Annotated in this window: 21 protein-coding genes, 1 tRNA gene and 1 pseudogene; 13 read left to right on the top strand and 10 right to left on the bottom strand. The window is 70.1% G+C overall.

What is annotated here, in order from left to right:
• Positions 1-136: 136 nt before the first annotated feature.
• A complete protein-coding gene (locus ACFYLW_RS10660; protein ID WP_292085196.1) occupies positions 137-436 on the bottom strand; it encodes a hypothetical protein in 300 nt (99 codons plus the stop codon).
• A 69-nt stretch (positions 437-505) separates the two neighbouring features.
• A complete protein-coding gene (locus tag ACFYLW_RS10655; protein ID WP_312065844.1) occupies positions 506-1,789 on the bottom strand; it encodes a hypothetical protein in 1,284 nt (427 codons plus the stop codon).
• 136 nt (positions 1,790-1,925) lie between these two features.
• Here ACFYLW_RS10655 and ACFYLW_RS10650 point away from each other — a divergent pair.
• Positions 1,926-2,002: transfer RNA gene (locus ACFYLW_RS10650), tRNA-Arg, on the top strand.
• 110 nt (positions 2,003-2,112) lie between these two features.
• Here ACFYLW_RS10650 and ACFYLW_RS10645 read toward each other — a convergent pair.
• Positions 2,113-2,226 (bottom strand): annotated as a pseudogene (locus tag ACFYLW_RS10645) (arsenical resistance protein ArsH); the annotation flags it as partial.
• 151 nt (positions 2,227-2,377) lie between these two features.
• Entirely contained in the window at positions 2,378-3,439 is a 1,062-nt protein-coding gene (locus tag ACFYLW_RS10640) for a hypothetical protein (protein ID WP_312065846.1), read from the bottom strand.
• 124 nt (positions 3,440-3,563) lie between these two features.
• Between ACFYLW_RS10640 and ACFYLW_RS10635 the strand changes: the two genes are divergently transcribed.
• The 3 genes from ACFYLW_RS10635 to ACFYLW_RS10625 all read left to right on the top strand — a co-directional run bounded on the left by ACFYLW_RS10635 (position 3,564) and on the right by ACFYLW_RS10625 (position 7,062).
• A complete protein-coding gene (locus tag ACFYLW_RS10635; RefSeq protein WP_312065848.1) occupies positions 3,564-4,259 on the top strand; it encodes a response regulator transcription factor in 696 nt (231 codons plus the stop codon).
• Entirely contained in the window at positions 4,256-5,587 is a 1,332-nt protein-coding gene (locus ACFYLW_RS10630) for a HAMP domain-containing sensor histidine kinase (RefSeq protein WP_313471898.1), read from the top strand. The genes ACFYLW_RS10635 and ACFYLW_RS10630 overlap by 4 nt, the downstream gene beginning before the upstream one ends.
• A 209-nt stretch (positions 5,588-5,796) precedes the next feature.
• Positions 5,797-7,062 (top strand): dicarboxylate/amino acid:cation symporter, encoded by a 1,266-nt coding sequence (locus ACFYLW_RS10625; protein ID WP_313471899.1) that lies wholly within the window; start codon positions 5,797-5,799, stop codon positions 7,060-7,062.
• An 81-nt stretch (positions 7,063-7,143) separates the two neighbouring features.
• Here ACFYLW_RS10625 and ACFYLW_RS10620 read toward each other — a convergent pair whose 3' ends face one another.
• Positions 7,144-7,587 carry a surface-adhesin E family protein gene (locus ACFYLW_RS10620; protein ID WP_292085203.1) on the bottom strand — a complete coding sequence of 148 codons (444 nt, stop codon included), beginning with the start codon at positions 7,585-7,587 and terminating at the stop codon, positions 7,144-7,146.
• A gap of 102 nt (positions 7,588-7,689) precedes the next feature.
• Between ACFYLW_RS10620 and ACFYLW_RS10615 the strand changes: the two genes are divergently transcribed.
• A complete protein-coding gene (locus tag ACFYLW_RS10615) occupies positions 7,690-8,568 on the top strand; it encodes an alpha/beta hydrolase (RefSeq protein ID WP_312064115.1) in 879 nt (292 codons plus the stop codon).
• A gap of 4 nt (positions 8,569-8,572) precedes the next feature.
• Here ACFYLW_RS10615 and ACFYLW_RS10610 read toward each other — a convergent pair whose 3' ends face one another.
• Both ACFYLW_RS10610 and recQ read right to left on the bottom strand, forming a co-directional pair.
• Positions 8,573-10,075 (bottom strand): S41 family peptidase, encoded by a 1,503-nt coding sequence (locus ACFYLW_RS10610; RefSeq protein ID WP_312064117.1) that lies wholly within the window; start codon positions 10,073-10,075, stop codon positions 8,573-8,575.
• A gap of 86 nt (positions 10,076-10,161) precedes the next feature.
• Positions 10,162-12,036 carry a DNA helicase RecQ gene (gene recQ / locus ACFYLW_RS10605; RefSeq protein WP_312064118.1) on the bottom strand — a complete coding sequence of 625 codons (1,875 nt, stop codon included), beginning with the start codon at positions 12,034-12,036 and terminating at the stop codon, positions 10,162-10,164.
• 204 nt (positions 12,037-12,240) lie between these two features.
• Between recQ and ACFYLW_RS10600 the strand changes: the two genes are divergently transcribed.
• The 8 genes from ACFYLW_RS10600 to ACFYLW_RS10565 all read left to right on the top strand — a co-directional run bounded on the left by ACFYLW_RS10600 (position 12,241) and on the right by ACFYLW_RS10565 (position 19,507).
• Positions 12,241-13,140: a class I SAM-dependent methyltransferase gene (locus ACFYLW_RS10600; RefSeq protein WP_312064120.1), complete on the top strand. Its 900-nt coding sequence runs from the start codon at positions 12,241-12,243 to the stop codon at positions 13,138-13,140.
• A gap of 68 nt (positions 13,141-13,208) precedes the next feature.
• On the top strand, positions 13,209-13,898 hold the full coding sequence (locus ACFYLW_RS10595; protein ID WP_312064123.1) for a pseudouridine synthase: 690 nt from the start codon (positions 13,209-13,211) through the stop codon (positions 13,896-13,898).
• Between the two features lie 202 nt (positions 13,899-14,100).
• On the top strand, positions 14,101-14,739 hold the full coding sequence (locus tag ACFYLW_RS10590; protein WP_312064125.1) for a phosphoribosylanthranilate isomerase: 639 nt from the start codon (positions 14,101-14,103) through the stop codon (positions 14,737-14,739).
• Positions 14,740-14,771: 32 nt separating this feature from the next.
• Positions 14,772-15,986: a tryptophan synthase subunit beta gene (trpB, locus tag ACFYLW_RS10585; protein WP_312064128.1), complete on the top strand. Its 1,215-nt coding sequence runs from the start codon at positions 14,772-14,774 to the stop codon at positions 15,984-15,986.
• A gap of 2 nt (positions 15,987-15,988) precedes the next feature.
• Positions 15,989-16,471, top strand: coding sequence for a hypothetical protein (locus ACFYLW_RS10580; RefSeq protein WP_312064130.1), 483 nt, complete (start codon positions 15,989-15,991; stop codon positions 16,469-16,471).
• Positions 16,468-17,310, top strand: a complete 843-nt coding sequence (gene trpA / locus ACFYLW_RS10575; protein ID WP_312064133.1) for a tryptophan synthase subunit alpha — start codon at positions 16,468-16,470, stop codon at positions 17,308-17,310. The genes ACFYLW_RS10580 and trpA overlap by 4 nt, the downstream gene beginning before the upstream one ends.
• A 10-nt stretch (positions 17,311-17,320) precedes the next feature.
• A complete protein-coding gene (locus tag ACFYLW_RS10570) occupies positions 17,321-18,211 on the top strand; it encodes an acetyl-CoA carboxylase carboxyltransferase subunit beta (protein WP_312064137.1) in 891 nt (296 codons plus the stop codon).
• A gap of 9 nt (positions 18,212-18,220) precedes the next feature.
• Complete coding sequence (locus tag ACFYLW_RS10565; protein ID WP_312064139.1) at positions 18,221-19,507, top strand: folylpolyglutamate synthase/dihydrofolate synthase family protein; 1,287 nt, start codon at positions 18,221-18,223, stop codon at positions 19,505-19,507.
• Positions 19,508-19,681: 174 nt separating this feature from the next.
• Here ACFYLW_RS10565 and trxA read toward each other — a convergent pair whose 3' ends face one another.
• The 3 genes from trxA to addB form a co-directional block, all read right to left on the bottom strand.
• On the bottom strand, positions 19,682-20,014 hold the full coding sequence (trxA, locus tag ACFYLW_RS10560; RefSeq protein WP_292036557.1) for a thioredoxin TrxA: 333 nt from the start codon (positions 20,012-20,014) through the stop codon (positions 19,682-19,684).
• A 125-nt stretch (positions 20,015-20,139) separates the two neighbouring features.
• Positions 20,140-23,589, bottom strand: coding sequence for a double-strand break repair helicase AddA (addA, locus tag ACFYLW_RS10555; RefSeq protein ID WP_312064144.1), 3,450 nt, complete (start codon positions 23,587-23,589; stop codon positions 20,140-20,142).
• The gene (gene addB / locus ACFYLW_RS10550) at positions 23,586-26,663 is read right to left on the bottom strand and encodes a double-strand break repair protein AddB (RefSeq protein WP_313471902.1); all 3,078 of its coding nucleotides are present in this window, start codon (positions 26,661-26,663) and stop codon (positions 23,586-23,588) included. The genes addA and addB overlap by 4 nt, the downstream gene beginning before the upstream one ends.

Genomic DNA, 26,663 nt, shown 5'->3' with positions numbered 1-26,663 from the left:
GGATGAGGGGTGACGACGGCGCCCTTCAGTTAGTCCGGCGCGGGTATCAGCGGCGCACATTGCCAAGCAAGGCGCTGACACCCCTCATCCAAGCGCCTTCGGCGCTCACCTTCTCCCTCAAGGGGAGAAGGGCTAGTCAGTTCTTCGCCGGGACCCGCGTGTCCGTGGCCGGATCGACGGCGCCGGGGCGACCCTCGGCGGCGGCCTGGGCCTGATTGTCTTCCAGCTTGTCGGCGACCTTGCCGGCGCCTTCCTCGACCGCCTGAGCCGCCTTCATGGCGCCGGACTCGACGACCTCGCCGGTCTGGGCGGCGACCTCGGCCGCCTTGTCGCCTGCGGCCTCGGCGTGGGTCTCGGCCTTCTCCTGCTCGGCCTGGGTGCAGGCGCTCGCGCCGAGCGCCAGAACCGAGGCGGCGGCGATGATCAGGATGCGCATGGGTTGTCCCCCTTCTTGCGTTGAACCTTGGCGGTAAACGCAAGACGCCGAAGGGGGTTGCCTCGCGGCTTAGTCCAGGTCGACCGGCAGGGTCTGACTGGCCAGCAGCCGCTCGGTCGTGGCCCAATGATCCGGCCCCTGACCCTCGACCCAGGCCTGCACCATGTCGCGGCCCAGGCCGTAGTTGATGATGTAGCTGCGGTAGGTCTCGATAAAGCTGAGGCGCTGGTTGGCCCGGTCGCGCGCCACCAGATTGTATTTCTGCAATTGGTCCAGCGCCGTCTCGCGGTCGATCCGCCCGGCCAGATAGGCGTCCGCCACGGTGTACTCCGCCCGGCCCAGCTCGCGCGTCAGGGCCAGCAACTGCGTCTGGGCCTCGGCCGTCGCCGGGTCCAGCCCGGCCAGCGGATACAGCACGCGCTTTTCGAAATCGGTGCGTTCATGGCCGGGGAAGGCCAGGTCGATGCCGTAGTTGGCGCTGCCTTCGGCGATGAAGGACATGGGGCTGAACAGGGGGTAGACGCTCATCTCGACCCAGCCCTTCTGTTTCACAAAGGTCTGTTCCAGCAGGGCGTTGTAGACGTGGTGGCCGGGATAGCCCTCGTGGCAGCCCAGATCGACGGCGCGGTCGATATAGATGGGCAGGTCGGTGTTGACCTGGATCAGGCTGAAGGCGTTGCCCTTGTACCAGTTGTAGCCCGACCAGGGCTTGTTGTTGACGAACTCCAGGGTGAAGGTCTCGCCGGCCGGCAGGGTCATGCGCCGCTCGGTGCGCGCCTTGCACTCCGCAATGGCGGCCCGCATCACCGGCTCCAGCCTATCCTTGGGAATGACGTAGCGGGCGCGGAAGGCCGCGACCCGGTCGGCCAGCGGGCCCTCGCCGGGGATCAGGGCGTCGATGCGCGCCAGCACGGGATCGTAAGAAGACAAAGGCCGTAGCTCCGGCCGCACCCCGAACAGGGCCTGGGCCTCGTCGGCAAAGCTCATCTTCTCGCCCTGCAGCATCCGCAACCGCGCCGAGGCCGCCGAGACATGGGCCGACAGATAGGCGCGGCGTTGCCGGCTCTGCGCGTCCAGACCCGCCGTCGGCAAGGTCTCCAGTCGACGGCTCAGGGCGGCGGCGCTCTCGGCCAGCTGGGGCAGGGCGCGCGGATGGGCCTTGGCCGCCTCGGCCCATTCCGCCGGGCCGTAATAGGCATCGACATAGCCCGGCTCGCGCTCGCCGATCTCCAGCGTCAGGGCGACATAGTCGCGGGCCACGGCGTCAAGGCTGTCGGCGGCGGGCCGAGGCGTGCCTGCGCAGGCGGTCAGGAGGCTGGCGCCTATCAGGGCGGCGATCGTCATATGGCGCATGGAAACTCCCTCTCTCCGACCGCGACGCTAGGCCCTTGCGGCCTTCACGCCAAGAAGGCGTCGCCGCCGAGATTCAGGGATTGAGGCCGCCCGGCCCATGCTGTAAGCACCGCCGTCCGGCTTTGACGCCGCAGACGCACCCGTAGCTCAGCTGGATAGAGTGCTGCCCTCCGAAGGCAGAGGTCACAGGTTCGAATCCTGTCGGGTGCGCCACTTCTGTTCAGAACTGTCGAATTTCATGAAATCGACTCCTGTTTCGCCCAACTGACTTGGGTCGTGCTTCCGCCTATTCGATGACCGGCATGCCTTTGAAGATCGCCGGGGGGGATGGTGATCATCCGCACACAGCGGCCCTGCAGGCGCGGGGTATCGACCGCGTTGAAGCTTTGCGAGCCGCCGGACATCTGCATGACGGCCAGGGTGCGGCCCAGGGTCGGGAGCTGGAGTCGTGGGAGCTTTCCCGAGAACCCGGTAGCATTTTGTAATTTATAAATTTTTCAAAACGGCGAGAGTCCGTGTCAGTGAAATTCGACCAACGGTCATTTTTTCCAGAGCCTTCGATGCGGCGATCAGCGGCTTCAGCGCCGGCTATGCAGTCGTCGCGAATGCTACCCAGTCCTTCTGGAGGTCCCTGACGGAGGCGGGCAGGCCGAAATCGCCCCCCTTGGCGGCGAGCCAGACCTCAAAGCTGACGCCGCCCGCCATGCCTTGTGCGATGTCGGCGAGGATGGTCGGGCGGCCTGACTTCTGGATCAGATAGTCGGCGAAGACGCGGGCCTGGATGTAGAAGACGCGTTCCATCGCGGCGGGACGGGGACCGGCGCCGGCCGGGGTGAAGCTGACGCCGACGCCGCCGCTGGCCGCGACCTCGGGGGCGACGGCGACGGCGCGCGCCAGACCGGGATGTTCGCGGGTCAACAGGCCGGGCAGGTCCAGCAGCATGGCGCGGCCGTCGATGGGGCCGACGGCGGGCACGACCTCACCCTTGATGAGGGCGCGGAACTGGTCGCGCCGCTGGGCGGCGGTGGCCTCGTCCTCCAGTACGACGGCGGCGGCTTCGTCCAGCCAGTCGGGACCGGGACCGCCGTAGTGGCGCGGAGCGTCGGCGTCAGTCGAGGCGGGCTGTGGCCAGAAGGCCTGGGTGAACCACAGGTGGCCCAGTTCATGCGGGACCATGCCCGCGTCCAGTGCGGCCTGGGCCCTGGCGTCCGGGATCTGGGACAGGGCGCGGGCGACGACCTCCTCGGTCTGGGTCGGGGTCATGTTCTGGGAGGCGGCGAAGCGTCTGGTCCCCTGTTCGACGCCGCGACGGGCCGCCTCATCGAAGGCGCGCGGGGCGGGCCAGGGCAGGACGTGGGTGAAGCCGGCGGCGGTCAGGGCGGCGCGTTGCGGGACGGGCGGGGTCGAGATCACGACATAGGGGGCGATGTCGCGACCGAACTGCGCGGTGAACCGGGTCTCGCCCGCCCGAGCGTAGCCCGCCAGCCGCTCCGCCTCCTCCGCAGTGGCCGCCAGGGCGACGCCGTGCCCCGACCCGGCGCAGCTGAGATCAGGCGCGGCGGCGAGGGCGCGGGCGCAGAGGGAGCCAGATGCATGAAGGGGGGCGGCGGATGCGGCGGTCGAGGTCAGCAGCAGGACAAGGGCGAACATGGGCGTCTCCGAAGGTGGAGGATCAGGCTCGCCGGGCTCCGTATCGCCTTCATGTCCGACGGGGCGCTTGCCGAGCGCGCGCCGACACAACAGAGATACAAAAGGGGAAGAGGACAGGGGGATCATGAACGCGACGGCCGACATCCTGATCGTCGATGACGACGCCAGCCTGAGGGGGGCCTTGCAGGACTATCTGTCGGGCGCGGGCTATGGCGTGCGGACGGCGGATGGCGGCGCGGCCATGGACGCGCGGCTGGCCGAGGCCATGCCTGATCTGGTCGTGCTGGACGTGATGATGCCGGGCGAGGACGGGCTGTCGATCTGTCGGCGGTTGCAGGGGCGAGCCCCGGTGCTGATGCTCAGCGCCATGGGCGAGACGACCGACCGCATCGTCGGCCTGGAGGTCGGGGCTGCGGACTATCTGCCCAAGCCGTTCGAGCCGCGCGAGCTTCTGGCCCGCATCCGCGCCGTTCTGCGTCGCCCCGTCCACGCGGACGAGGCGATGGATCGGGGCCTGGCCTTCGAGGGCTGGACGCTGGAGGTCGAGGCGCGGCGGCTGTCCGATCCGGGAGGAGAGGCGGTGGAACTGACGGCAGGCGAGTTCGCCCTGCTGCTGACCTTCATGCGGTCGGGCGGGCGTATCCTGAGCCGCGACCAGATCCTGGAGAACACCCACGGGCCTCTGGCCGAGAACTTCGACCGGGCCGTCGATCTGGCGGTCAGCCGTCTGCGGCGCAAGCTGGACCGGCCGGGGCAGGCGCCGCTGATCGAGACGGTGCGCGGGGCGGGCTATCGCTTCCGCGCGCCGGTGCGACGATGAGCACGCTGTCCATCCGCACCCTGACGGCGGGCTTCACTGTCGCGGCCATCCTGCTGTGCCTGACGGTCGCCTTCGTCATCGCCCTAGCCTTTCCCGCCCCGCCGCCCGCGCGGGTGACGCTGGCCGAGGCGCAGGCGGCCCTGAGCGGTGAAGCGGAGACGGGCTGGCGGCGTCGTGTCGTCGCCGCGCCGCCGTTTGAGGCCGCGCGCGCCGGCCAGGCTCTCGTGGCCCAGGCCGGGCTGGCGGTGCTGCTGGACGCGCCGATGGCCGAGGTACGGGTGCGACCGTTGAGCCCCGAGCGCGTTCCGGCGGGCGGCTCCCTGCCGCCTGCGCCGTCGGAGGGACTGAAGGCCCTGTTGGCGAGCATGGCCCTTTCGCCGGGGATGAGCTTCGCCTCCTTCGAGGCGGCGGCGCGTCAGGCGGACGGGCGCTGGGCGATGGTGACGCCGCCGTCGCCGTGGCTGACGCCGCAGCGGTTGCGCATGGGGCTGGCCTTCCTGATCGCCGCCGCCGTCCTGTTGCCGCTGGCCCTGTGGGGGGCGGGACGGCTGGCTGCGCCGTTCCAACGCCTGGCCGAGGCGGCGCGCGGCGATGAACCCGCGACGGCCTTCGTCGGCGGCCCGCGCGAGGCGGCGGAAGCGGCCCGGGCCCTGGACGCCATGCGCGACCGTCTGGGCGAGGCGCTGAAGGAACGGACCGCCATCATGGCCGCCGTGGCCCACGACCTGAGAACACCGTTGACCGGCCTGCGTCTGCGGGTGGAGGGGCTGTCGGAAGTCCCGCGCGAGGCCGCCATCGCCGACATCGCCCGGATGGAGCGGCTGATCGCCCAACTGTTGACCTATGTGCGCGGCGAGGAGGCGCCATGGACGTCCGAGCCTTTGGACCTTGCCGATCTGGCGCGTGAATGCGTGGCGCGACAGGTGGCGATGGGACGAGACGTGACGCTGGTGGCGGACGGCGAGCATCTGGTTCGCGGCGATCGGGACCAGTTGGAGCGCGCCCTGGCCAATCTGATCGACAATGCGGTGCTGTATGGCGACCGGGCCGAGATCGCTGTGACGTCGGAAGGTGGAGAGGTCGTCGTCGTCATCGACGACGGAGGGCCGGGCCTGCCGCAGGATCAGCTGGAGGCGGTCTTTACCCCCTTCCGTCGCCTGGAGGCCTCGCGCAGCCGCGCCACCGGCGGCGCCGGGCTGGGCCTGCCCATCAGCCGATCGATCGTGGAGCGCGGCGGCGGCACGGTCGTACTGCGCCCTGGACCTGTCGACGGAACGAGAGCGTTGGTGCGCCTGCCGGGCATTGTCCTTGCCGGCGTCGCCCGATGAAGAGCGGGGAGCGTCCCGGGCACGCGACGATTCGCAGGTCGTTCTGATCTAGTCGTGCGGGCCGTTAGGCTTTAGCAAGATGTGAACGAGGCGGGGCGGTGGATGTTTCGGGCGTCCGCCGCCCCGCTTCCGTATGGACGGACAAGGCTCGGACGGTCGGGGGGACGGTGTTCCGACGGGGTGGGCCGAGTGCAGTTGGAACATTGAAAATGAACCGAATATTCGCCTACCTCATCATCGGCGCCATGATCCTGGGCGTGCTGGTCGGCTGGGGCGTCAACCAGTCCCTGAGCGCCGATCAGGCGGCGGCCGCCGCCAAGAATCTGTCGCTGATCACCGACGTCTTCCTGCGTCTGATCAAGATGATCATCGCGCCCCTGGTCTTCACCACCCTGGTGGCGGGCATCGCCCACATGGAAGACGCCGCCTCGGTCGGGCGCATCGGCGTCAAGACCATGACCTGGTTCATCGGCGCCTCGGTGGTGTCGCTGCTGCTGGGCCTGATCATGGTGCAACTGCTGCAGCCGGGCGCCGGGATGCACCTGCCGCAGGCGGCGCTGGCGACGGCGCCGGCCGCCTCGACCGACGCCTTCTCGCTGCACGGCTTCGTCACCCACCTGGTGCCGACCTCGATCTTCGACGCCATGGCCAAGAACGAGATCCTTCAGATCGTGGTCTTCTCCCTGTTCGTCGGCACGGCGGTCGCCGCCCTGGACGACAAGGCGCCGGCGGTGCTGAACCTGGTCGAACAGGCCGCCAGCATCATGCTGAAGGTGACGGAGTTCGTGATGAAGCTGGCCCCCCTGGCCATCTTCGCCGCCCTGGCCTCGACCATCGCCACGCAAGGGCTGGAGATGCTGGCCGTCTACGCCAAGTTCGTGCTGGGCTTCTACGGTTCGATGGGCATCCTGTGGGGCCTGCTGTTCCTGGCCGGCGCCGCCGTCCTGGGCCGTCGCGTCCTGCCCCTGTTCAAGGTGATCCGCACCCCGGCCCTGCTGGCCTTCTCGACCGCCAGCTCGGAGGCCGCCTATCCGCGCATCCTGGACGCCCTGCCCACCGTCGGCGTGCGTCGCCGCATCGTCAGCTTCGTCCTGCCGCTGGGCTATTCGTTCAACCTCGACGGCTCGATGCTCTACTGCACCTTCGCCACCATGTTCATCATGCAGGCGCACGGCGTGCACCTCAGCGTCTCGCAGCAGGTCTTCATGCTGCTGCTGCTGATGGTGACGTCCAAGGGCATCGCCGGCATTCCGCGCGCTTCGCTGGTGGTGATCATGGCGACCCTGACCTACTTCGGTTTGCCCGAAGCCTGGATCGCCATCGTCCTGGGCGTCGACCACCTGCTCGACATGGGTCGCTCGGCCACCAACGTGGTCGGCAACTCCGTCGCCGCCGCCGTGGTCGCCAAGTGGGAGGGCGAACTCGACGACATCCCCGAAGAGGGCGCAGACGGGCCCAAGCCCGCCGCCGCCTGAAACTTTCCAGGCGCTGAAAATGAAACGGCCGCCCCATCCCTGGGGCGGCCGTTTTGCTGTGTGGCGATGATGTGCGCTCGGCTACTGGCCGCGCCCGCTGTCGATATAGGCCTTGATGGAGCTTGCGTTGGGGCCGTCCGCGCGGGCGCCCTCGCAGACGATGGGCTGGATATAGGCGCTCAGGCTGGTGGGGCGAATGTCGTCCCAGGCGGGGTCAGCCTCGGGATAGCGCTCGACTTCGGCGCCGTCGGGTCCGTACTCGATTTCGGCCAGGATGCGCGCCTGCTTGGCGGCGCAACGGATCTCGTATTCATCGATCTTGTGGCTGTAGTCCCCGGCGGGAGACTGCAGCGAGACGCGGGCCACGCGGATGCTGGACGCGTCGCCGACCGTGGCGATTCCCCCGACATCGGCGAGATAGACCAGTCGGGCGTTGCGCGAAAAGGCGTTCCATTCTTCGGCGGACGCTGCGCCCGCAGATACGGCGGCGGCGGCGAGAATGGCGGTCAATAGGATGGGCTTCATCGGATCCTCCCCAGGATGAGACGATTTCACACCCGAAACGGCGAAAATTCAACTAGCTCCCTCTGCCGACTCTTCGCCGTGATCCAAGGCTAGGTTTTTCTGATGACGCGCTTTCTTTTGAGTCTTCTGGTCCTGTTGTGGAGCCCTGCGTTGGCTCTGGCGGCGGCTCCCGGCGCTTTCCAGTCTGACCGGATCGTGGTCGAGACGCGCGGTTCCGGTCCGGACGTCATCCTGATCCCTGGCCTGGCTTCGACATCGGCCGTCTGGACGCGCACAGCCAGCGCTCTGGAGGGGCGGTACCGGGTCCATCTGGTGACGGTGCGCGGTTTCGGCGACGTGCCGGCCCTGGCCAATGATGCGGGTCTGATCGGCGCTCCGGCTGCAGCCGAGATTCGGCGCTACATCGCCGAGCGGGAACTGACCCGACCTGCCGTGATCGGTCACTCGATGGGCGGCCAGATCGCCCTGAGGGTCGCCGCTGACGCGGGCCCGCGCGTGGGTCGGGTCATGGTGGTGGACGCCTCGCCCTTTTTCCCGTCGCTGATCAGCGCGGGCGCCACGACGGGGGATGTCGAGCCTCTGGCGCGACTGGCCTATCAGGGCCTGCTGCTGTTCGGCGACGAAGCGTTGAAGACCCAGGCCCGGGGCATGGGGGCCGATATGGGCGGCGCGGCGGACAGTCTGTTCGGCACGCTCGGCTGGCAGGGCGGCGACCGACGCACCCTGGCGCAGGGCCTGTACGAGGTGATGACGGTGGACCTGCGTTCGCGCCTGCCTTCGATCACCGCCCCCGTCACCGTCGTCTATGGCTGGAGCGCTGACGACCGCAGCCCGCGCAGCCACATCGACGGCCTGTTCCGCGCCGGTTATCGCAGCCTGCCGCGCCCGGCCGCCTTCGAGCGGATCGAAGGGGCCGATCACATGGTCATGATCGACCAGCCGCGCCGTTTCCAGGCGGCGGTCGAACGCTTCCTGCGCTGAGGCTTCAGTTAGGCTGCAGCCGGCGGATGGAGGCCAGCAGGGCGGCGTCGTCGCTCATGTCGCCGTCAATGACATACTGGGGGCGTTGCGGTTCGTTGTTGCCGCGCGCGCGGCCGCGATAGACCTTCATCGGCACGGCGATCTGGGCCAGGCCGCTGGGCAGGACGGGTTCGCGGATCTCCATGTAGACGGTGTCGGCCGAGGTCTCGCGCCCGACCTGGAGGGCGCCTGCGGTCTTCCACAGATCCACGGCGTCGAGGCAGGCGGAGCCGCAGCTGGAATCGGTCAGGACATAGACCCGGCCGGCCATCAGCTGCGGCGCGGGCGGCGGGGGGGCGGCGTCGGCCGGCTTCTCGTCATTGGCGCTGCGCCAGTAGACCTGACCGGCGGCCTGGGCGGCCTTCATGCCGTTGATGGCGTCTTCGGCCCAGGTGATCAGCTCCGGCTGGCCGTTCGTGGCGCGCAGCTTGTCCAGGAAGGCGGAGATTTCGGCGATATTGCCGTCCGAGGCGCGCCACTCGACGGCCTCTATCGCCGGCTCGGGATGGGCGGCCATCCAGGCGTCGCCCCACAGGACCTCGGCCATCAGCTGGCTCCAGTGCGAGGAGCCGCCGCCATTGCCGCGCAGGTCCAGCACGACGTAAGGGGCCAGCCGCAGGGCGTCCTGTTTGGCCTTCATGTCGGCGATCAGGGCGGTCAGCTTGGCGTGGGTTTCGCTGGCGGGATCGCCGTTGAACGAAGGCGTCGAGATCCAGAAGCCGCCGTCGTCGAAATGCTTCAGGCCGAAGTCGGTCGCGGCGCGCTGGGCCAGCCTGGCGCGACGGGCGTAGATGTCCTCAGGCGTGGCGTGCCAGTTCAGGGCGTAGGTCTTCGTCGCGCCGTCGGCCTCGAACCGGCACTGACGCATCTCTCCGATCCACGGGTTTTGCGCGCTGAGGAACTGCCAGTCGCCGTAGAGGGTGCGTTGGGCTTCCAGGAACCAGCGGCCCCGGAACTGGCCGATGCGCTGCTCGGCCAGGGCCTCGGCGGCCACGCCGTCGCAGTCGATCAGCCGGGCGCCCAGGGGCGGCGTCGCGGCGTCGGCGGGTTCGCGGTCGGCCACCACCTGATCGGCGCCGCGATAGATGGTCAGGAAGCCGGGCCAGCGGGTGGGGAAGCCGTAGTTCGGCTGGGTGATGTTGATGCCGACATGGCCGTCTTCGAAGCTGGCGACATAGGCCCGCAGCGCCCACCACCAGCCGCCTGCGTCGGTCGTGGTCCTGGCCCGCTCCAGCGCGACGGTCAGGCCTTCCTCCAGCCGAGGTTTGAAGGCCGGGTTGAGGGGATCGTGCACGCCCGGATGACTGTCGATCATGATGTCGTGCAGGCCGGTGGCGTCCTGCGTCAGGGTCGCGGACCAGTCGCGCGGCAGGTCCATAGGCTTGGGCGCGTTGGCCGGAGCCTCCTGCGCCTGAGCCGCGCTCGCCATCGCCAGGCAGGCTGCGCCCGCCGTCAGAAACCGCTTCATGTTACGCTTCCCCCTACCGGTGTCAGCCGAAGGGGTGGCAGGGCGAAGCCGGCCGCGCCAGTTAAGCTTTGGTCATGGAAGGGCGATCAGTCCGCCGCGCGCAGGGCCTCGAGCACGCCCTTGCCGTAGCGTTCGAGCTTGCCCGCCCCGACGCCGGAAATGCGGCCGAGCGCTTCGAGGTTGCGTGGTTCGCTGAGGGCGATCTCGACCAGGGTCTTGTCCTGGAAGATGACATAGGGGGGGACGTGCTGCTCGGCGGCGCGGTCGCGGCGCCAGGCGCGCAGGACCTCGAAGCGGGCGCGCACGTCCGTGTCCAGCGCCTCGGCGGCCAGGTTGCGGCCGGCGTTGCGACGCGGACGTTCGGCCTCGACCACGCGGACCGGCGCCTTGCGCACCTGAACGGGGCGCTCGCCGCGATAGACGGCGCGGACGGCCTCAGGATCGCCCAGTTGGATGATGGGCTTGCCTTCGTTCGGGTCCTCGACCAGCAGGCCCTCGAACAGCAGGTGGTCGATGACGTCGCGCCACGCCGTCAGCGACAGGTCGGCGCCGATGCCCCAGGTGGACAGGTTCGCCTCCCACGGCTGGACATCCTTGGTCTTGCCCAGCAGGTGGTCGACCACGCGGGTCCGACCAAAGCGTTCGCCCAGGCGTTGCACCGCCGCCAGGGCCTTTTGCGCCGGGACCACGGCGTCGAAGGTGGCGGGCGGGTCGCCGCAGATGTCGCAGACGCCGCAGGGTTGGGCGTCGGTTTCGCCGAAGTAGCGGCGCACGGCCTGGGGGCGACAGACGGCGCCGTCCAGCATGGCGAACAGCTGGCGCACCTTGCGCGTCTGGACCTGCTTGACCTCCTCGGCCATGGGGCGGCCTTCGAGGCGGCGCAGGGACCAGGCGATGTCGGAGGGGCCGTAGAGGGTGATGCCCTCGGCGGGTTCGCCGTCGCGCCCGGCGCGGCCGATCTCCTGCCAGTAGGCCTCAAGGCTGCCGGGCGGATCGGCGTGGATGACGAAGCGGACGTCGGGTTTGTCCACCCCCATGCCGAAGGCGATGGTGGCGACCATGACTGCGCCGTCCTCGGCCAGGAAGCGCTCCAGCCGCCGGTCGCGGTCCTTGGCGTCGAAGCCGGCGTGATAGGCGATGGCGTTGGTCCCGGCGTCGCGCAGGGTTTGCGCCACGCGCTCGCAGCCGTCGCGGCTGCCGCAATAGACCACGCCCGACTTGCCGCGCCGCTCGCGCACCAGTTCGACCACGGCGGCGTCGGTGCGGGCACGGCTGCCGTTGATCTTGCGCTCGGCGGACAGTTGCAGGTTGGGGCGGGCGAAGCTGTCGACGAAGACGCGGGCTTCACCCAGTCGCAGCGAGGCCAGGATGTCGTCGCGGGTGCGGGCGTCGGCGGTCGCTGTCACGGCGATGCGCGGGACGCCGGGAAAGATCTCGGCCAGGCGGCCCAGCGAGCGGTAGTCGGGGCGGAAGTCGTGGCCCCACTGGCTGACGCAGTGGGCCTCGTCGATGGCGATCAGACTGAGGTCGATCTCGGACAGCCGCTCCAGCATGGAGCCCGCGGCCAGGCCTTCGGGCGAGACATAGAGCAGGTCCAGTTCGCCCGAGCGCGCGGCGCGCCAGATGGCGGAACGCTCCTCCATCGGCACGCCGGAATCGAGGCGGGCGGCGGCCACGCCCTGCTGCTTCAGGGCCTCGACCTGATCGGTCATCAGGGCGATCAGCGGCGACACGACCAGACCGACGCCGGGGCGCAGGATGGCCGGGATCTGATAGCAGACGCTCTTGCCGCCGCCGGTCGGCAGGACGGCCATGACGTCGCGCCCGGCCAGAACCTCGGCCACGACATGGGATTGCAAACCGCGAAAATCGGCGTGGCCCCAGACCCGGCCCAGCACCTCGCGCGCGGCGCCCAGGTCGAGCTGAGCGGGCGAAGCGGAACGGATGGGGTCTGCGAGCATCGGCGGGTTGTGCCTGATCCGTTCGGGGGTGTCACCCGCTTCTCCTCCCTGTTGCGCAGCAATGGGGAGGTGGCGCGGACGCGCAGCGGCCGTGACGGAGGGGGCGTCTCGACGGTTCAGGTCGGCTTCGCCCCCTCCACCACTCCGTGGTCCCCCTCCCCATTCGCTTCGCGAACAGGGAGGAAAGCGTTATAGGCCCGCCCCATGACCACGATCCTCTATGGCCGCCCGCCGGCGGTGTTCGACGTTCCGACCGGCGCGGTGCAGACCTCGCCTCTGATCCCCGGCGCGACCGCGTTGGAAGACCTCGCCCCCGGTTCGGTGGACGAGGCGATGATCTACGCCCCGCCGGGCGTGGTGGAGCGGCGCTACACCCTGGCTCTGGCGCTGCGGGCGCTGAAGGTCGGCGGACGGTTGGACGTCATGGCGCCCAAGGACAAGGGCGGCTCGCGCCTGGGCAAGGAGCTGAAGGGCTTCGGTCTTGAAGTCGGCGAGACGGCCAAGGCCCACCATCGCCGCTGCGTCGTCATCCGTCCCGAGACCATTGAGGGGCTGGATGCGGCGATTGCGGCAGGCGCCCTGCAACAGGTCGAGGGTCTGGAGGCCTGGTCGCAGCCGGGCGTCTTCGCCTGGGATCGGGTCGATCCGGGCACGGCCCTGCTGGCCGGGGTCATGCCGCCGCTGAAGGGGGCGGGCGCCGATCTGGGCTGCGGCTTCGGGGCCCTGTCGCTGGTGGCGCTGCGCTCGCCGACGGTCACGAGCTTGCGTCTGATCGACCTCGACCGGCGCGCCGTGGCGGCGGCGAGGAAGAATGTCGAGGACCTGCGCGCGAGCTTTGAATGGGCCGACGTGCGCACCCTGCCGACGGCGGGCGAGCTGAACTTCATCATCAGCAATCCCCCCTTCCACGACGGCGGGGCCGAGGACCGGCGTCTGGGCCAGAACTTCATCCGTCAGGCGGCGGCCCTGCTGAAGACCGGCGGCGTGGCCTGGCTGGTCGCCAACCGGCACCTGCCCTATGAGGCCGAGCTGAACGCCGCCTTCAAGCGGGTGCGGATGGTCGCCGACCAGGGCGGCTACAAGATCTTCGAGACCGTGAAGTGAACACGTCCTCAAGCAGCCCGAAGGGCGGTAGGACCCCAACCAGTCGGATCGACAAACTGCTCGGTTCCATGGGCTACGGCTCGCGGGCCGAGATGGCGCGGCTGGGCAAGGCGGGCGGCATCGTGCTGGACGGCGCCGACCTGACCGATGTGTCGAAACGCATTCCGGTGACGCCCGACCTGCCGACGCGGATGGAGATCGACGGCGAGCCGCTGGACCCGGTGGCCGGTCTGGTCATGCTGTTGAACAAGCCGCTGGGCATGACCTGTTCACGCAAGGAAGACGGGGCGCTGGTCTATGACATCCTGCCGGATCGGTGGAAGCGTCGCGACCCGGCCATCTCGACCATTGGGCGGCTGGACAAGCAGACCTCAGGCCTGCTGCTGTTGACCGACGACGGCGACCTGCTGCACCGGGTGATCAGCCCCAAGCGCCACGTGGCCAAGGTCTATCGCGCCACCCTGGCGCGGCCGCTGACCGGTACCGAGGGCGCGCTGTTTGCTTCGGGGGATCTGGTGCTGGAGGGCGAGGACAAGCCGTTGTCGCCGGCCATTCTGGACGTGGTGTCGCCGACCGAGGCTCTGCTGACCGTGACCGAGGGACGCTATCATCAGGTGCGCCGCATGTTCGCCGCCGCCGGCAACCACGTCGAGGCCCTGCACCGCGAGCGGTTGGGCGGACTGGTTTTGCCGGAGGATCTGGGGCCGGGCGAGTGGCGGTTGCTGAGCCCGGAAGAGATCGAGCTGATCTTCGCCTGAACATGCTCTCCCTCGCCGTCATCCCGGACAAGGCTCGCTGGCGAGCCGCAGATCCGGGACCCAGGCGGCGGGTCTATCCGCTGAGGTTGAACCCGTACCTGGCGTCTGGGTCCCGGATAGCGGCTGCGCCGCTTCCGGGATGACGGCCTGAAAGGGAAGGGCGGCGCTTGACCTCTTCGCCTCCCTCGCGCACCTCCATCCCATGACCCTGGCCAAGATTTGCGGACTGACGACGCCCGAGACGCTGGAGGCGGCGCTGGAGGGCGGCGCGGCCTTTGTCGGGGCGGTGGTGTTCGAGAAGAGCCCGCGTCACATTCCGCCGCTGCACGCCGCGACCCTGTTCGACCGGGCGAGGAAGCGGGCCAAGATCGTGGCGGTCCTAGTCGATCCCGACGACGCACTGCTGACCGAGGTGGGGCTGATCCTGCGGCCTGACCTGATTCAGCTGCATGGTCATGAGACGCCGCAGCGCGCCGCCGAGGTGCGGCGGCTGACGGGGGCAGGGATCATCAAGGCCCTGCCGATCCGCAGCGAGGCCGACTTCGCCTCCGTGCCGGATTGGGCCGATGTCGCCGACCATCTTCTGTTCGACGCCAAGCCGCCCGAGGGCTCCAGTCTGCCGGGCGGGGTGGGGGCCTCGTTCGACTGGTCGCTGATGCAGAACCGGGCGCTGCCGGCACGCTGGTTCCTCGCAGGCGGCCTCGACCCGCAAAATGTCACCGAGGCGGTGCGGATTTCGGGGGCGCCCTTGGTCGATGTCTCCTCTGGCGTCGAAAGCGCGCCCGGTGTTAAGGACCCTGACCTGATCCACGCCTTCCTCAAGGCCGTATCCCGGTCCTGATTTCGTCGCCTTCCCGCGAAAGACTGCCGCTCGTGAACGCAATCCTCCCCAATTCCTACGCCTGGCCTGACGCCGAGGGCCGTTTCGGTCCCTATGGCGGCCGCTTCGTGCCCGAGACCCTGATGCCGCTGATTCACGAGTTGAATGCGGCCTATGAGGCGGCCAAGGCCGACCCCAGCTTCCAGGCTGAGCTGGACGGCTTTCTGGAACACTATGTCGGTCGCGCCAGCCCGCTCTATTTCGCCGAGCGTCTGACCGATCACTTCGGCGGGGCCAAGATCTGGCTGAAGCGCGAGGACCTGAATCACACCGGCGCGCACAAGATCAACAACTGCATGGGCCAGATCCTGCTGGCGCGGCGCATGGGCAAGACGCGGATCATCGCCGAGACCGGCGCCGGTCAGCACGGCGTGGCGTCGGCCACCGTCTGCGCCCGCTTCGGCCTGCCCTGCACCGTCTACATGGGCGCGGTGGACGTCGAGCGTCAGCAGCCCAACGTCTTCCGCATGAAGCTGCTGGGGGCCGAGGTCGCGGCCGTCACGGCGGGGGCGGCGACGCTGAAGGACGCCATGAACGAGGCGATGCGTGACTGGGTCACCAACGTTGAGGACACCTATTACATCATCGGCACGGCGGCGGGCCCGGCCCCCTATCCGGCCATGGTGCGTGACTTCCAGTCGGTGATCGGCAAGGAGATCAAGCGGCAGTCGCTGGAGCGCATCGGCCGCCTGCCCGACGCGGTGGTCGCCTGCATCGGCGGCGGCTCCAACGCCATCGGCGCCATGCACCCCTTCATCGAGGACGAGGGCGTGCGCCTGATCGGCGTCGAGGCGGCGGGCCATGGTCTGGACACCCCCGAACACGCCGCCAGCCTGAAGGGCGGCCGCCCCGGCGTGCTGCACGGCAACCGCACCTATCTGCTGCAGGACGCCGACGGCCAGATTCTGGAAGGCCACTCCATCTCGGCCGGTCTCGACTATCCGGGCATCGGGCCGGAGCACGCCTGGCTGAACGATCTGGGCCGAGGCGAATACCTGTCGGCCACCGACGACGAGGCGCTGGAGGCCTTCCAACTGCTGTCGAAACTGGAAGGCATCATCCCCGCGCTGGAGCCCTCGCACGCCCTGGCCCGCATCGGCGAGATCGCCAGGGACGTGGGGCAGGGCGGCGATGTCGTGCTGGTCCTGTCGGGCCGGGGCGACAAGGATATTTTCACCGTAGCCAAGCATCTGGGCGTGGAGCTTTGAGCATGAAGACCCTTCTGATCGCGGCCCTGGTCGCCGCTGTTTCTCCGACCCTGACGATGGCCAAGACCCAGGCGGCGCCGGCGGCGCCGGCTCCGGTTCAGGCGGCCGCCACCGGACCGCGAGGCGTGCCCGCTGCCGACACCCCGCTGCTCGGAGCCGCCAAGGCCGCGCCCGACTGCGGCAACCTGCACGGGCTGAACGGCCGCGCCTTCTGCGTCACTGCCCCGCTGGCCGGCGTCGGCGCCCTGGCCGAAGCCTACATCGCTCATTTCGAGAGCCAGGGCTGGTTGGCGGCGGGCGGCGACGACAACCGCGTGGTCCTGATCAAGCGCAAGGACGGCGGCGTCTGCGACGGCCTGCAGATGGTGGCCTTTTATGACACCTCGGGGCCTGCCGCGCCGGAATCGCCGGGCTATCTCGGCTTCGCCACCATTCCTGGCAATGTCTGCGCCGGTCAGCCCGCCGCCGGAGCAACGCCCCAGTGACGACGGCTCGCATTGACGCCCGGTTCGCCAAGCTGAAGGCCGAGGGCCGGGCCGGTTTCATTCCCTACGTCATGACCGGCGATCCCAGCCGGGACGAGGCGCTGGAGATCCTGCGCGGCCTGCCCGCCGCCGGGGCCGACCTGATCGAACTGGGTCTGGCCTTTTCCGATCCGATGGCCGAGGGGCCGCCGATCCAGCGCGCGGCCCTGCGCGGGCTGGCGGCGGGGATGACCCTGCGCGGCACGCTGGATCTGGTGGCCGATTTCCGCAAAGGCGACGACGCCACGCCGGTCATCCTGATGGGTTACCTGAATCCTGTCGAGAGCTACGGCTACGAGGCCTTCGCGCGCGACGCCGCCGCTGCCGGCGTGGATGGCCTGATCGTGGTCGACTGCCCGCCGGAAGAGGCGGGTCCTCTGGCAGCAGCGCTGGATGCGCAGTCGGTGTCGCTGATCCGCCTGGCCACCCCGACCTCGGATGACGACCGGCTGAAGGTCATTGCGCGCGGCACCTCGGGCTTTGTCTATTACGTCTCTGTCGCGGGCGTGACCGGGGTGAAGGAGGCGCAGGCCGCGTCCGTCGCCCCCGCCGTCGAACGGGTCCGCAAGGCCGCCAACCTCCCCGTCGCCGTCGGCTTCGGCGTCAAGACGCCCGAGCGCGCCGCCGAAATCGCCCGCGTGGCCGACGCGGTGGTCGCCGGTTCGGTTTTCGTCGATGAAGTGGCCGCCGCTTTGGCGGCGAACGAACCGGCCGTCCCCCGCGTTCTGGCCAGGGTGAAGGCCCTGGCGGACGCGGTGAAAACCGCCAGAACTAGTGCTTCCGTCGCGGAAACCGTCTAAAGGCGCGCTCATGGTCGACAAGAATCCTGAGAACAAGCCGCGCGGCGGCTGGCTGTCCCGCTTCGCTCCCGGCGTCCGCAAGATCGTCAGCCGGCGCGACACGCCCGACAATCTGTGGGTCAAGGACCCGGACAGCGGCGAGATGCTGTTCCGCACCGACCTGGAGGCGGCCCTGTGGGTCACGCCGTCGGGCCGTCACATGCGGATCAATGCGCCGACGCGCCTGAAGGCCACTTTCGATGACGGCATATTCGAGAGCATCGACACCCCGGACGTGCCGGAAGACCCGCTGAAGTTCTCGGACGGCAAACCCTATCGCGATCGCCTGAACGCGGCGCGCAAGGCGGCGGGCCGCAAGGACACCATGGCGATCGGCTTCGGCAAGATCGACGGCGTGGCCGCGGTCGTCATCGTTCAGGACTTCACCTTCATGGGCGGGTCGCTGGGCATGGCGGCGGGCGAGGCCTTCGTCGCCGCCGCCCGTGAGGCCGTGAAGCGCGGCGTGCCCTTCGTCTGCTTCACCGCCGCCGGCGGCGCGCGGATGCAGGAAGGCGCTCTCAGCCTGATGCAGATGGCGCGCACGACCCTGGCCGTGCAGGAAGTGAAGGCGGCGCAGCTGCCTTACGTCGTGGTCCTGACCGACCCGACCACGGGGGGCGTGACCGCCTCCTACGCCATGCTGGGCGACGTTCACCTGGCCGAGCCGGGCGCCCTGATCGGCTTCGCCGGTCCGCGCGTGATCGAGACCACCATCCGCGAGAAACTGCCGCCGGGCTTCCAGCGCGCCGAGTATCTTCAGGGCAAGGGCATGGTCGACAAGGTCGTGGCGCGCGGCGATCTGCCGACGACGCTCGGCCAGATCATGTCCATGCTGATGGGCGGCAAGCGCAAGGCGGCCTAAGGGCGCCTGATGGACCCGATCTCGGAACGCCTTCGCGCCCGTCATCCCCAGCGCATCGACCTGTCGCTGGACCGGATGCGGGCGCTGTGCGCGGCGCTGGGCGACCCGCAGGATCGGTTGCCGCCGGTGGTCCATGTCGCCGGCACCAACGGCAAGGGTTCGACTGTCTCCCTGATCCGGGCCATCGCCGAGGCGGCGGGCCTGCGGGTCCATGCCTACACCTCGCCGCATCTGGTGCGCTTCAACGAGCGCATCCGGCTGGCCGGGACCCTGATCAGCGACGATCAGCTGAACGCCGTGCTGGACCGCATCGAGGCGGCCATGGCCGAGACCGGGGGCGAGGCCACCGTGTTCGAGAGCACGACCGCTGCGGCCTTCGTGGCCATGAGCGAGACCCCCGCCGACCTGGCCATCATCGAGGTGGGCCTGGGCGGATCGCTGGACGCCACCAATGTCATCGACCGGCCTCTGCTGAGCGTCATCACCCCCGTCGATCTGGATCACGCCGAGTTCCTGGGCGACAGGATCGAAGGCGTCGCCGTGGAGAAGGCGGGCATCCTGAAGGCCGGGGCGCGGGGCGTGATCGCCCGTCAGTCCGAGGCCGTCATGGCCGTGATCGAGCGACGCGCGGCCGAGGTTCATTCGCCCCTGACCGTCATGGGCGTGGATTTCGACGCCTGGGCCGAGCGCGGCGGGCTGGTCTATCAGGATCAGGAACGCTTCCTCGACCTGCCGGCCCCGGCGCTGAGCGGGCCGCACCAGTTCGACAACGCGGGCGTGGCCGTGGCCGCCGCCCTGGAGCTGGACCTGCCCGAAGCCGCCATCGCCGAGGGGCTGAAATCCGTGCGCTGGCCCGCGCGGATGCAGCGGCTGACGGCGGGACCCTATGCCGAGAAGGCGCAAGCGGCGGACGCTGAGCTGTGGCTGGACGGCGGACACAATCCCCACGCCGGGCGCGCCCTGGCCCGGACCCTGGCCGAGCGTCAGGCGCGGGCGCCGCGGCCCACCGCCCTGATCGTGGCCATGCTGGCCAACAAGGACGCGGGCGGGTTCTTCGAGGCGCTGAAAGGGATCGACGCCCAGGTCTTCACTGTCGGCTTCGACGGCGCGGCGGCGGACCCGGCGTCATTGGCCGCCGTGGCGCAGGGGCGCGGCTTCGGCGCCCTGCCGACGACCTCGGTGGACGAGGCTCTGGAACGCGCCCTGGCGCTCGGCGCGGGCCGCATCGTCATCTGCGGATCGCTCTATCTGGCGGGCGAGGTTCTGGGCGCCAGTCCCGAGACCTGGCCGGTCTAGCCCTCTCCCTCCCCTTCATGGGGAGGGTGGTCGCGAAGCGACCGGGTGGGGAGGGCCAGGCTGCCATCCCCACATCCCAGACAAGCAAAAGGCGGCGGGCTTATCGCCGCGCCGCCCCCACCCGGCTTCGCCTGACGGCTCAGCCACCCTCCCCATGAAGGGGAGGGAGATTTCTTAGTCCGCCTTGACGCCGGCTTCGGCCAGCCATTCGACGATCTTGCCCTTGGGCATGGCGCCCACCTTCATGGAAGCCAGTTGGCCGTCCTTGAACAGCATCAGGGTCGGGATGCCCTTCACGCCCATCTTGGAGGGGGTCATGGGGCTGTCGTCAATGTTGACCTTGGCGATCGTCACCTTGCCCGACAGTTCGTCGGCGATCTGTTCCAGCGCCGGGCCGATCTGCTTGCAGGGGCCGCACCACTCGGCCCAGAAGTCCACCAGGACGGGGGTCGAGGACTTCAGGACGTCGGCGTCGAAGCTTTCGTCGGTGACTTTCACGGTCGCCATGAATGGCTCTCCTTAAGGGGCGCTATCGCTCGGCCTGCGAGGCCTCGCTGTTTGAGCGCGTTTAGCGGCGCGCCGAATGGAAGGCTCGGCGTTCCCGGCAGATGTGGGAGCGATTTGCGCACAAATCAACGCGCATTTGAAAGCGCCGCGTCCATCAGGCCTTGCGGCACGGCCATCAGCTTCGGCCCATCCGTCCAGACCAGGGCGGCCTCGACCGCGCGGTCGGGATAGAGGCGCTTCAGCACCGCCGTATAGATCGCCATCTGCAGGACATAGGCCGGGTCGGCGTCTTCAACGTGATCCGGGGCCGGACGGTTGGATTTGAAGTCCACCACCAATACGCGTTCGGGCGTGACCACCAGCCGGTCGATGCGGCCCGAGATGGAGACGCCGGGCGGCAGGTCTGGCGAGGAGCCGGTCAGGGCCGCCTCGGCGCGGGAGCCTGCGCCGAAGACGGGGTTGAAGCGGGCGTCGTCCAGCACGGCGAAAGCCGCCCCGATCATCTCTGCGCGCTGATCGTCCGACAGGTCGCGTTCGCGGGCCAGCATCCGCGCGGCGGCGTCGGGCCGGTCGGACGGGGCGATGTCGGGCAGGCGTTCCAGCAGGCGGTGGATCAGATCGCCGCGCCGGAACCGGCCCAGACCGGCGCCGGGGCCTTCGCCGCGCGCCAGCGGCGACGGCGCGGGAATGCGTTTCTGCTCCTGCATCTGCGACGGCGAGGCGAAGCGGGCGGCGGCGTCGCGGGTGGGCGTCGTGCGCGCCCACGCAGGGACTTCGGGGCGAGCTTCAACTGCGGCGGTCACGGCGGGCAGGACGTCGAGATCGACGCCGTAGCGGCGGACGTTGTTGTCCAGCGTGCGGACCTCGTCGCCGAGCCGGTCAAAGGTCTCTTCGATGACCGACCACCAGTCGCCGGGCTCGGGCGAGCGTTTCGAGCCGCGGCCCATGACGATGACACGGTCTCGGGCGCGGGTCAGGGCGACGTAGAGCAGGCGCAGGGATTCGTCGCTGACGCGGGCCTCGCGCGCGGCGCGGGCGGCCTCGGAGGCGGCGCAGTCTTCCTTCGACGAGCCGGGGCACATCAGCCAGGCCTCGCCGTCGCCCATGCCGATGGCGTCCAGCGCGACGGGCATCAGGCTCGGGCCTTGCGCCTTCGCCTTCATGGTGGTGTCGGGCAGGATGACGACGGGCGCCTCCAGCCCCTTGGCGCCGTGGACGGTCATGACGCGGACCTCGCCGCGCGGCCCTTCCAGTTCGCGCTTCACCTCGACGTCGGCCGCTTCCAGCAGGGCGAGACAGGTCTCCAGATCAACCCCGCCCCGGTTCTCGGCGGCCAGGACCTGGTTGAGGGTCTCGTCGATGGCTTCCTCGGCCTCGCGGCCCAACCGCGTCAGCACGCGGGCGCGGCCCGAGACGCCGGTGTCGTCCACGCGGTTCAGCAGGGCGGAGAAGAAGGTGAAGGGGGCGCTGTCGCGCGCCGCGCGGGCGGTCAGGCACAGCTCCAGCGCGCGGCGCCATTCGGGGCGTTCGTCGGCGCGTTGCTTCAGTTCGCGCCACAGGCCCTGACGCTTCTCGCGTCCGGCCAGGTCATAGAGCGAGGCCTCGTCCACGTCGCAGAAGGGGCTGCGCAGGACCTCGGCCAGCGACAGGTCGTCGCCGGGGAAGAGGGCGAAGCGGGCCAGGGCCTTGAGGTCGTCAAAGACGATATGGCTGGACAGTTTCAGCCGGTCGGCCCCGGCGACGGGGACGCCCGCGCTCTTCAGGGCGCGGATGATCTCCTCGAAGGTGGCGTCGCGGCGGCGCACCAGGATGAGGAAGTCGCCGTAGCCGCTGGCGCGCGGCTGGCGCGTGTTGCGGTCATAGACGGTGGCGCCGGTCTCGACCTGACGCCTGATCTCCTGGGCCAGGGCGGCGGCCATGCGTTTGCGGGCGCCCGCGACGCCTTCCTGATCGACGGGGTCGTCCCAGGCGTCGCGCTCGGGCGGGGCCTCGTCCATGAACAGGGGCCAGAGATCGACGCTGCCGCGCTGGCCGACGCGGGCGGGCAGGTGGCGGGGGATGTCGCCCGCTTCGCCGACTAGGGCGCGGGTGCGTTCGGGATCAGCGAAGGCGTGATCGACAAAGGCCAGCACGTCCTCAGTCGAGCGGTAGGAGGTCTCCAGCGGCACGCCCTCGAAGGCGGAACCGGAGGCCCGGATCAGTTCGTCGTAGACTTGGGCTTCCTGACGCAGCCGCTCGGGCCGGGCGCCCTGGAAGGAGTAGATCGACTGCTTCTCGTCGCCGACGGCGAAGACGGTGCGGTCGGTTTCCTCGCCCGAGAAGAACTCGCCGGTCAGGGCGCGCATGATGGCCCACTGCTCGGGCGCCGTGTCCTGGGCCTCGTCGATCAGGACGTGGTCGATGCCGCCGTCCAGCTTGTAGAGCACCCAGGCGGCGGTCGAGCGTTCGGTCAGCAGGTCGACCGTCTTGGCCACCAGATCGGAGAAATCCAGCGCCCCGCGCTCGGCCTTGGCCGTCTCGTAGAAGGCGGCGTGGGCCACGGCGAGCGTCAGCAGCTTGATGGTGTCGGCGGCGACCTTGGCGGCGCGCACCACGTCCAGGGTGGCCAGATATTTGGCCTGCAGATCGGTCAGCCAGCCGCCCGCATCGGGCGGGGCCTGTTTGGTGGCCATCGACTTGCGTGGCGAGCCCGTGCCGGTGAGGAAGACGACGCCGAGGCCGTGGAAGCTCCACTCGTGATCCAGGGCGTGGATCAGCTCGGCGGCGCGATCCTTGTCGGTCTTGCCGCCGGTCGCCATCAGCTCGGCCATGCGGCGGACTTCGTTTCGGTCCAGCCAGCGGATGAAGTCGGCCTCGATCTCGTCCGGCGTCTGGTCGGGATCGGCGCCGGTCAGGGCGTGGGGGCCGGGGGCCGAGCCGTCGCCGACGCGGGCGACATAGTCGGTCAGGTCGGCCCGTCTGGCCTCGATCATGGCCAGCAGGCTCTCGAAGCGGCCCCAGTCCAGTTCGACGGCGAAATGGCTGTAGGCCTGACCGACCGGGCCGTCGGGATCGCGCAGGGCGGCGCGGGCCAGCTCCTCGCGCGCGGCGTGGCTGAGGGCGATGGCGGCTTCGTTCTCCAGCACGGTGAAGCGCGGCGAGACGCCGGCCTCGATGGGGAAGCGACGCAGCAGCTTTTCGCAGAAGGCGTGGATGGTCTGGATCTTCAGCCCGCCGGGCGTCTCCAGGGCGCGGGCGAACAGGCGCCGCGCCTCGGACAGGCGCGCGGGGTTAAGGCCGGCGGGATCGCTGGCGTCCAGTTTCGCCAGTTCGGCGGACAGGGCGGCGTCGTCCATGACCGCCCACTTGCCCAGGGTCTCGAACAGGCGGGCCTGCATCTCGGCGGCGGCGGCCTTGGTGTAGGTGACGCAGAGGATGGCCGAGGCTCCGGCCCCGGCCAGCAGCAGACGGGCCACGCGGCTGACCAGGGTGGTGGTCTTGCCCGAGCCGGCGTTGGCGGTGACGAAGACCGACAGGGCGGGATCGGCGGCGCGGATCTGCGGGTCCGGGCGCATCTGCGGAGTGGCGATGTTCATTCGCTGTCGCCTTCTTCGCCGCCGACGACGTGCCATTCCCAGACGCGGGCCAGGTGGTCGTAGTTGCCGCCGTAATTGCCCATGAACTGGGGCGCGGTCCAGGAGACATAGGGGGTGTCGGGATGGTCGAAGCGGGCCACCCGTTTCTTCAGGCCTTCGAGCGCGGCTTCGCCCAGCGCAGCGGCTTCGGGACCGGAGGCGCGCACCGCGACCTCGCCCGCCTTCTTGCGCCCCACAACGCGGACATAGGTCAGTTCGTCGGCGGGCACGGGACCATTGGTGTCCTTGAAACCACCGTCGGCGAGGATGGCGGCGGTCAGGGTCAGCTGGGGCGCAAAGCCCGCCTTGACCTGTTTGCCGGACGGCACGCCGCCGGTCTTGAAGTCCATGATGGCGGCCCCGCTTGCGCCCACCTCGATGCGGTCGGCATAGGCCTTCATGGTGAAGGGGCCGGCGGGGGCGTCAAAGGTCATGGTCCCCTGTTGCTCGATCAGCAGGGTGACGCCGCGCGCCCGGCGCTCGGCCTCGAACCCGGCCAGCCAGCGGGCGCAGTTGCGGGCCAGCGGCGTCTCGCGCGCCATGGCGGCGTCCTCGAAGCCGTGGGCGGTCAGCTCCTCGATCAGTAGCTGTTCGATCTGGTCTTCGCAGTCGTCGGGCAGGACGTGGGGCCACATCAGGGTCATGCGCTCGATGGCCTTGTGCACCGCATTGCCGCGCGCCAGAGCCTCGGCCGAGGCGCCGGGCCGGTCCATGATGTTCAGGCCCAGCACCCACTGGGCGTAGATGGCGTAGGGGTCGCGCACCCAGCGCTCGATGCGGGTGACATAGAGGCTGCGCGGGCGGCGCTCGACCGGGGGCTTCGGCATGGGACGCGGTGCGAAGCGGGCGGCGCCGGGCGGCGGGGCGTCCAGGGCGCGGGTCCATTCGGCCAGACCGGCGGGCGCGGGAATGGCGACCGGGGTGGCCGGGGCGTCGGCGCCGCGCGTCAGCATCTCCAGCCGCCACAGCCAGCGCGAGCGCACGGCCGGCTGGCCGCCGCGCCGTTCGCAGTGGATCAGGATGGCCTCGTCGGCGCAGGCGGCCTGAACGAAGTCCTGCGCAGTTTGGCCCAGACGCCGCTCAGGCGTGGGCAGGCCCAGCGCCTTGCGCATCGGGCGCGACAGGAAGGGATCGACGGGGGCGGGGCGAGGCCAGACGCCTTCCTCCAGCCCGGCCAGGATCATGCGGTCGGCGCGGGTCAAGCGGGCCTCGATAGCCCCCAGAATGCGCAGACGCGGATGGGTGGCACCGCCGGTGCGCACCGTCTCCTCGCCCAGCAGGCCGGCGGTCAGGGCGGCGAAGTCGGCGCGGCTGACCGCGCCCAGCGACCCGCCGCCGTCGATCAGGGCCGACAGCAGCGAGGCGGCGGCCTCGCCGTCGGGACCAGCCCAGGCGTTCTGACCGGCCAGGGCCTCGATCAGGGCGGTCAGGGCGCGGGCGGCGGCGTCGGGGGCGGCGGTCGGCGTAAAGGTCGAGAGGGCCTCGGCGGCGAGGGCTTCCAGCCGGGCGGCGAGGGCGCGGGCGCCGGACAGGCGGGCGGCCCACGCGGGCAGGGGCTGGCCGCCGCGACCGGGTTCGGCGGCCTTCAGCAGGCGTTTCTGCACCTCGGCCCAGTCGCGTGGACGCGGGCCGCGCAGGGCGTGCTCCTCCAGCGCCGAGGCGGCGTCAGGCAGGGAGGTCTCGCCGAGGTCGAGGCGGGTCAGCGGGTGCTTGATCAGGCCCAGAAGGGTCTGGGGCTTGAGCGGCGTCTCGATGAAGCGGGCGCACAGGTCGACCAGAACCCCGGCGCTCATCCGCGACAGGGGGGCGCCGGTCGAGGCGTCGGGGATGATGTTCCAGCGCGCCAGCCGGGCTTCGACCCGGCGCGACAGGTCCAGATCGGGGGTGACGAGGGCGCAGGTCTGGCCGGGGGTTTCCAGCGTCTCGCGCATCAGCAAGGCGATGGCGGTCGCGGCCTCTTCCTCGGCGCGGACTGCGAGCGCGGACAGGTCCTTCAGCCCCTCGGCTATGGGGTCGGCGGCCTGACCGGCTTCGGCGGCGTCGGCGCGCAGGCGGGCGATCTCGGCGCGCCAGTCGTCGGTGGCCTCGGCGGGGCGCAGGGCCTCGTTGATCAGGCGCTGGCGGGCCAGACCGCGCGCCTCGATTCGCGGCTCGACAGCAGGCTTGAACCAGGGGCGGACCTGATCGCGCGAGACCTCGGCGCGGGTCAGCAGGGCCTTCAGCGCGGCCTGCGGATGCTGGTCGTCAATGCGGTCCCAGACGCCGTCGGCCAGATCGAGGTCGAGGCCGGGCAGGACGACCACGCCCTGGGGGGCGCGCGCCACGGCGGCCAGAACGTCGGCGGCGGCGGGGACGGTGCCGGTCGAACCGGCGGCGATGACGGGTTGCGACGGCGGGCGCGCGTCCCAGGCCTCGGCCAGACGGCGCAGCAGGGTGGCGCGGCGCCAGGCGGAATCGACGAGGCCGAGGGCCTCCAGCCGCCTGGGCCAGACCTCGACGGCGAGGCCGAGGAAGCGGGCGCTGTCCTGCCAGTGGGCGGCCAGATCCTGTTCGGCCAGCACGGCGATGCGCGACAGGTCGGAGACTTCCTCCAGCTGGCAGGAATCGAGGAAGCCGCCCAGGGCGTCGGCCATCTCCAGGGCGCGCAGGGGCTTCAGGCCCGGCTCGAACTCCTCGACGATCATCCGCGCCATCTCGAAACGGCGCGTCAGGGGGGCGATGGCGGGGGGCAGGTCCAGTCCCAGTTCGCCGGGGGCGAAGGGGGGCTCGTCCTCTTCCAGATCGCCGAGCGGGCGCACCTGGGGCAGCAGGACGGGGCGGTCGCCGGCCAGCTTGCCGAGCGCCGAGGAGAAGGCGCGGGCGGCGCGGCGGTTGGGCAGCAGGATGGTGGCGTCGGTCAGGGTTTCGGGCGTCTGATCGCCCAGCCAGTCCAGCACGCCCGCCGCGAGGTCTTCGAGGAAGGGCCGCCAGGCGGACACGGCGCGCCAGCGCGGGCCGGTTCCGGCGAACGGATCGAAACGGCCCCCCGTGGACAT

Origin of the sequence: Brevundimonas sp. NPDC007368, assembly GCF_042869015.1 — a bacterium.
In the GTDB taxonomy this organism is placed as follows: domain Bacteria; phylum Pseudomonadota; class Alphaproteobacteria; order Caulobacterales; family Caulobacteraceae; genus Brevundimonas.
Note: the sequence above shows the minus strand (reverse complement) of the source record. Positions and strands in the feature narration are given on the sequence as shown.

Bases quoted from the DNA above. Each gene is read 5' to 3' on its own strand.
- ACFYLW_RS10660 (WP_292085196.1), bottom strand. From the start codon at position 436: ATGCGCATCCTGATCATCGCCGCCGCCTCGGTTCTGGCGCTCGGCGCG.
- ACFYLW_RS10655 (WP_312065844.1), bottom strand. From the start codon at position 1,789: ATGCGCCATATGACGATCGCCGCCCTGATAGGCGCCAGCCTCCTGACC.
- ACFYLW_RS10640 (WP_312065846.1), bottom strand. From the start codon at position 3,439: ATGTTCGCCCTTGTCCTGCTGCTGACCTCGACCGCCGCATCCGCCGCC.
- ACFYLW_RS10635 (WP_312065848.1), top strand. From the start codon at position 3,564: ATGAACGCGACGGCCGACATCCTGATCGTCGATGACGACGCCAGCCTG.
- ACFYLW_RS10630 (WP_313471898.1), top strand. From the start codon at position 4,256: ATGAGCACGCTGTCCATCCGCACCCTGACGGCGGGCTTCACTGTCGCG.
- ACFYLW_RS10625 (WP_313471899.1), top strand. From the start codon at position 5,797: ATGAACCGAATATTCGCCTACCTCATCATCGGCGCCATGATCCTGGGC.
- ACFYLW_RS10620 (WP_292085203.1), bottom strand. From the start codon at position 7,587: ATGAAGCCCATCCTATTGACCGCCATTCTCGCCGCCGCCGCCGTATCT.
- ACFYLW_RS10615 (WP_312064115.1), top strand. From the start codon at position 7,690: ATGACGCGCTTTCTTTTGAGTCTTCTGGTCCTGTTGTGGAGCCCTGCG.
- ACFYLW_RS10610 (WP_312064117.1), bottom strand. From the start codon at position 10,075: ATGAAGCGGTTTCTGACGGCGGGCGCAGCCTGCCTGGCGATGGCGAGC.
- recQ (WP_312064118.1), bottom strand. From the start codon at position 12,036: ATGCTCGCAGACCCCATCCGTTCCGCTTCGCCCGCTCAGCTCGACCTG.
- ACFYLW_RS10600 (WP_312064120.1), top strand. From the start codon at position 12,241: ATGACCACGATCCTCTATGGCCGCCCGCCGGCGGTGTTCGACGTTCCG.
- ACFYLW_RS10595 (WP_312064123.1), top strand. From the start codon at position 13,209: ATGGGCTACGGCTCGCGGGCCGAGATGGCGCGGCTGGGCAAGGCGGGC.
- ACFYLW_RS10590 (WP_312064125.1), top strand. From the start codon at position 14,101: ATGACCCTGGCCAAGATTTGCGGACTGACGACGCCCGAGACGCTGGAG.
- ACFYLW_RS10580 (WP_312064130.1), top strand. From the start codon at position 15,989: ATGAAGACCCTTCTGATCGCGGCCCTGGTCGCCGCTGTTTCTCCGACC.
- ACFYLW_RS10570 (WP_312064137.1), top strand. From the start codon at position 17,321: ATGGTCGACAAGAATCCTGAGAACAAGCCGCGCGGCGGCTGGCTGTCC.
- ACFYLW_RS10565 (WP_312064139.1), top strand. From the start codon at position 18,221: ATGGACCCGATCTCGGAACGCCTTCGCGCCCGTCATCCCCAGCGCATC.
- trxA (WP_292036557.1), bottom strand. From the start codon at position 20,014: ATGGCGACCGTGAAAGTCACCGACGAAAGCTTCGACGCCGACGTCCTG.
- addA (WP_312064144.1), bottom strand. From the start codon at position 23,589: ATGAACATCGCCACTCCGCAGATGCGCCCGGACCCGCAGATCCGCGCC.
- addB (WP_313471902.1), bottom strand. From the start codon at position 26,663: ATGTCCACGGGGGGCCGTTTCGATCCGTTCGCCGGAACCGGCCCGCGC.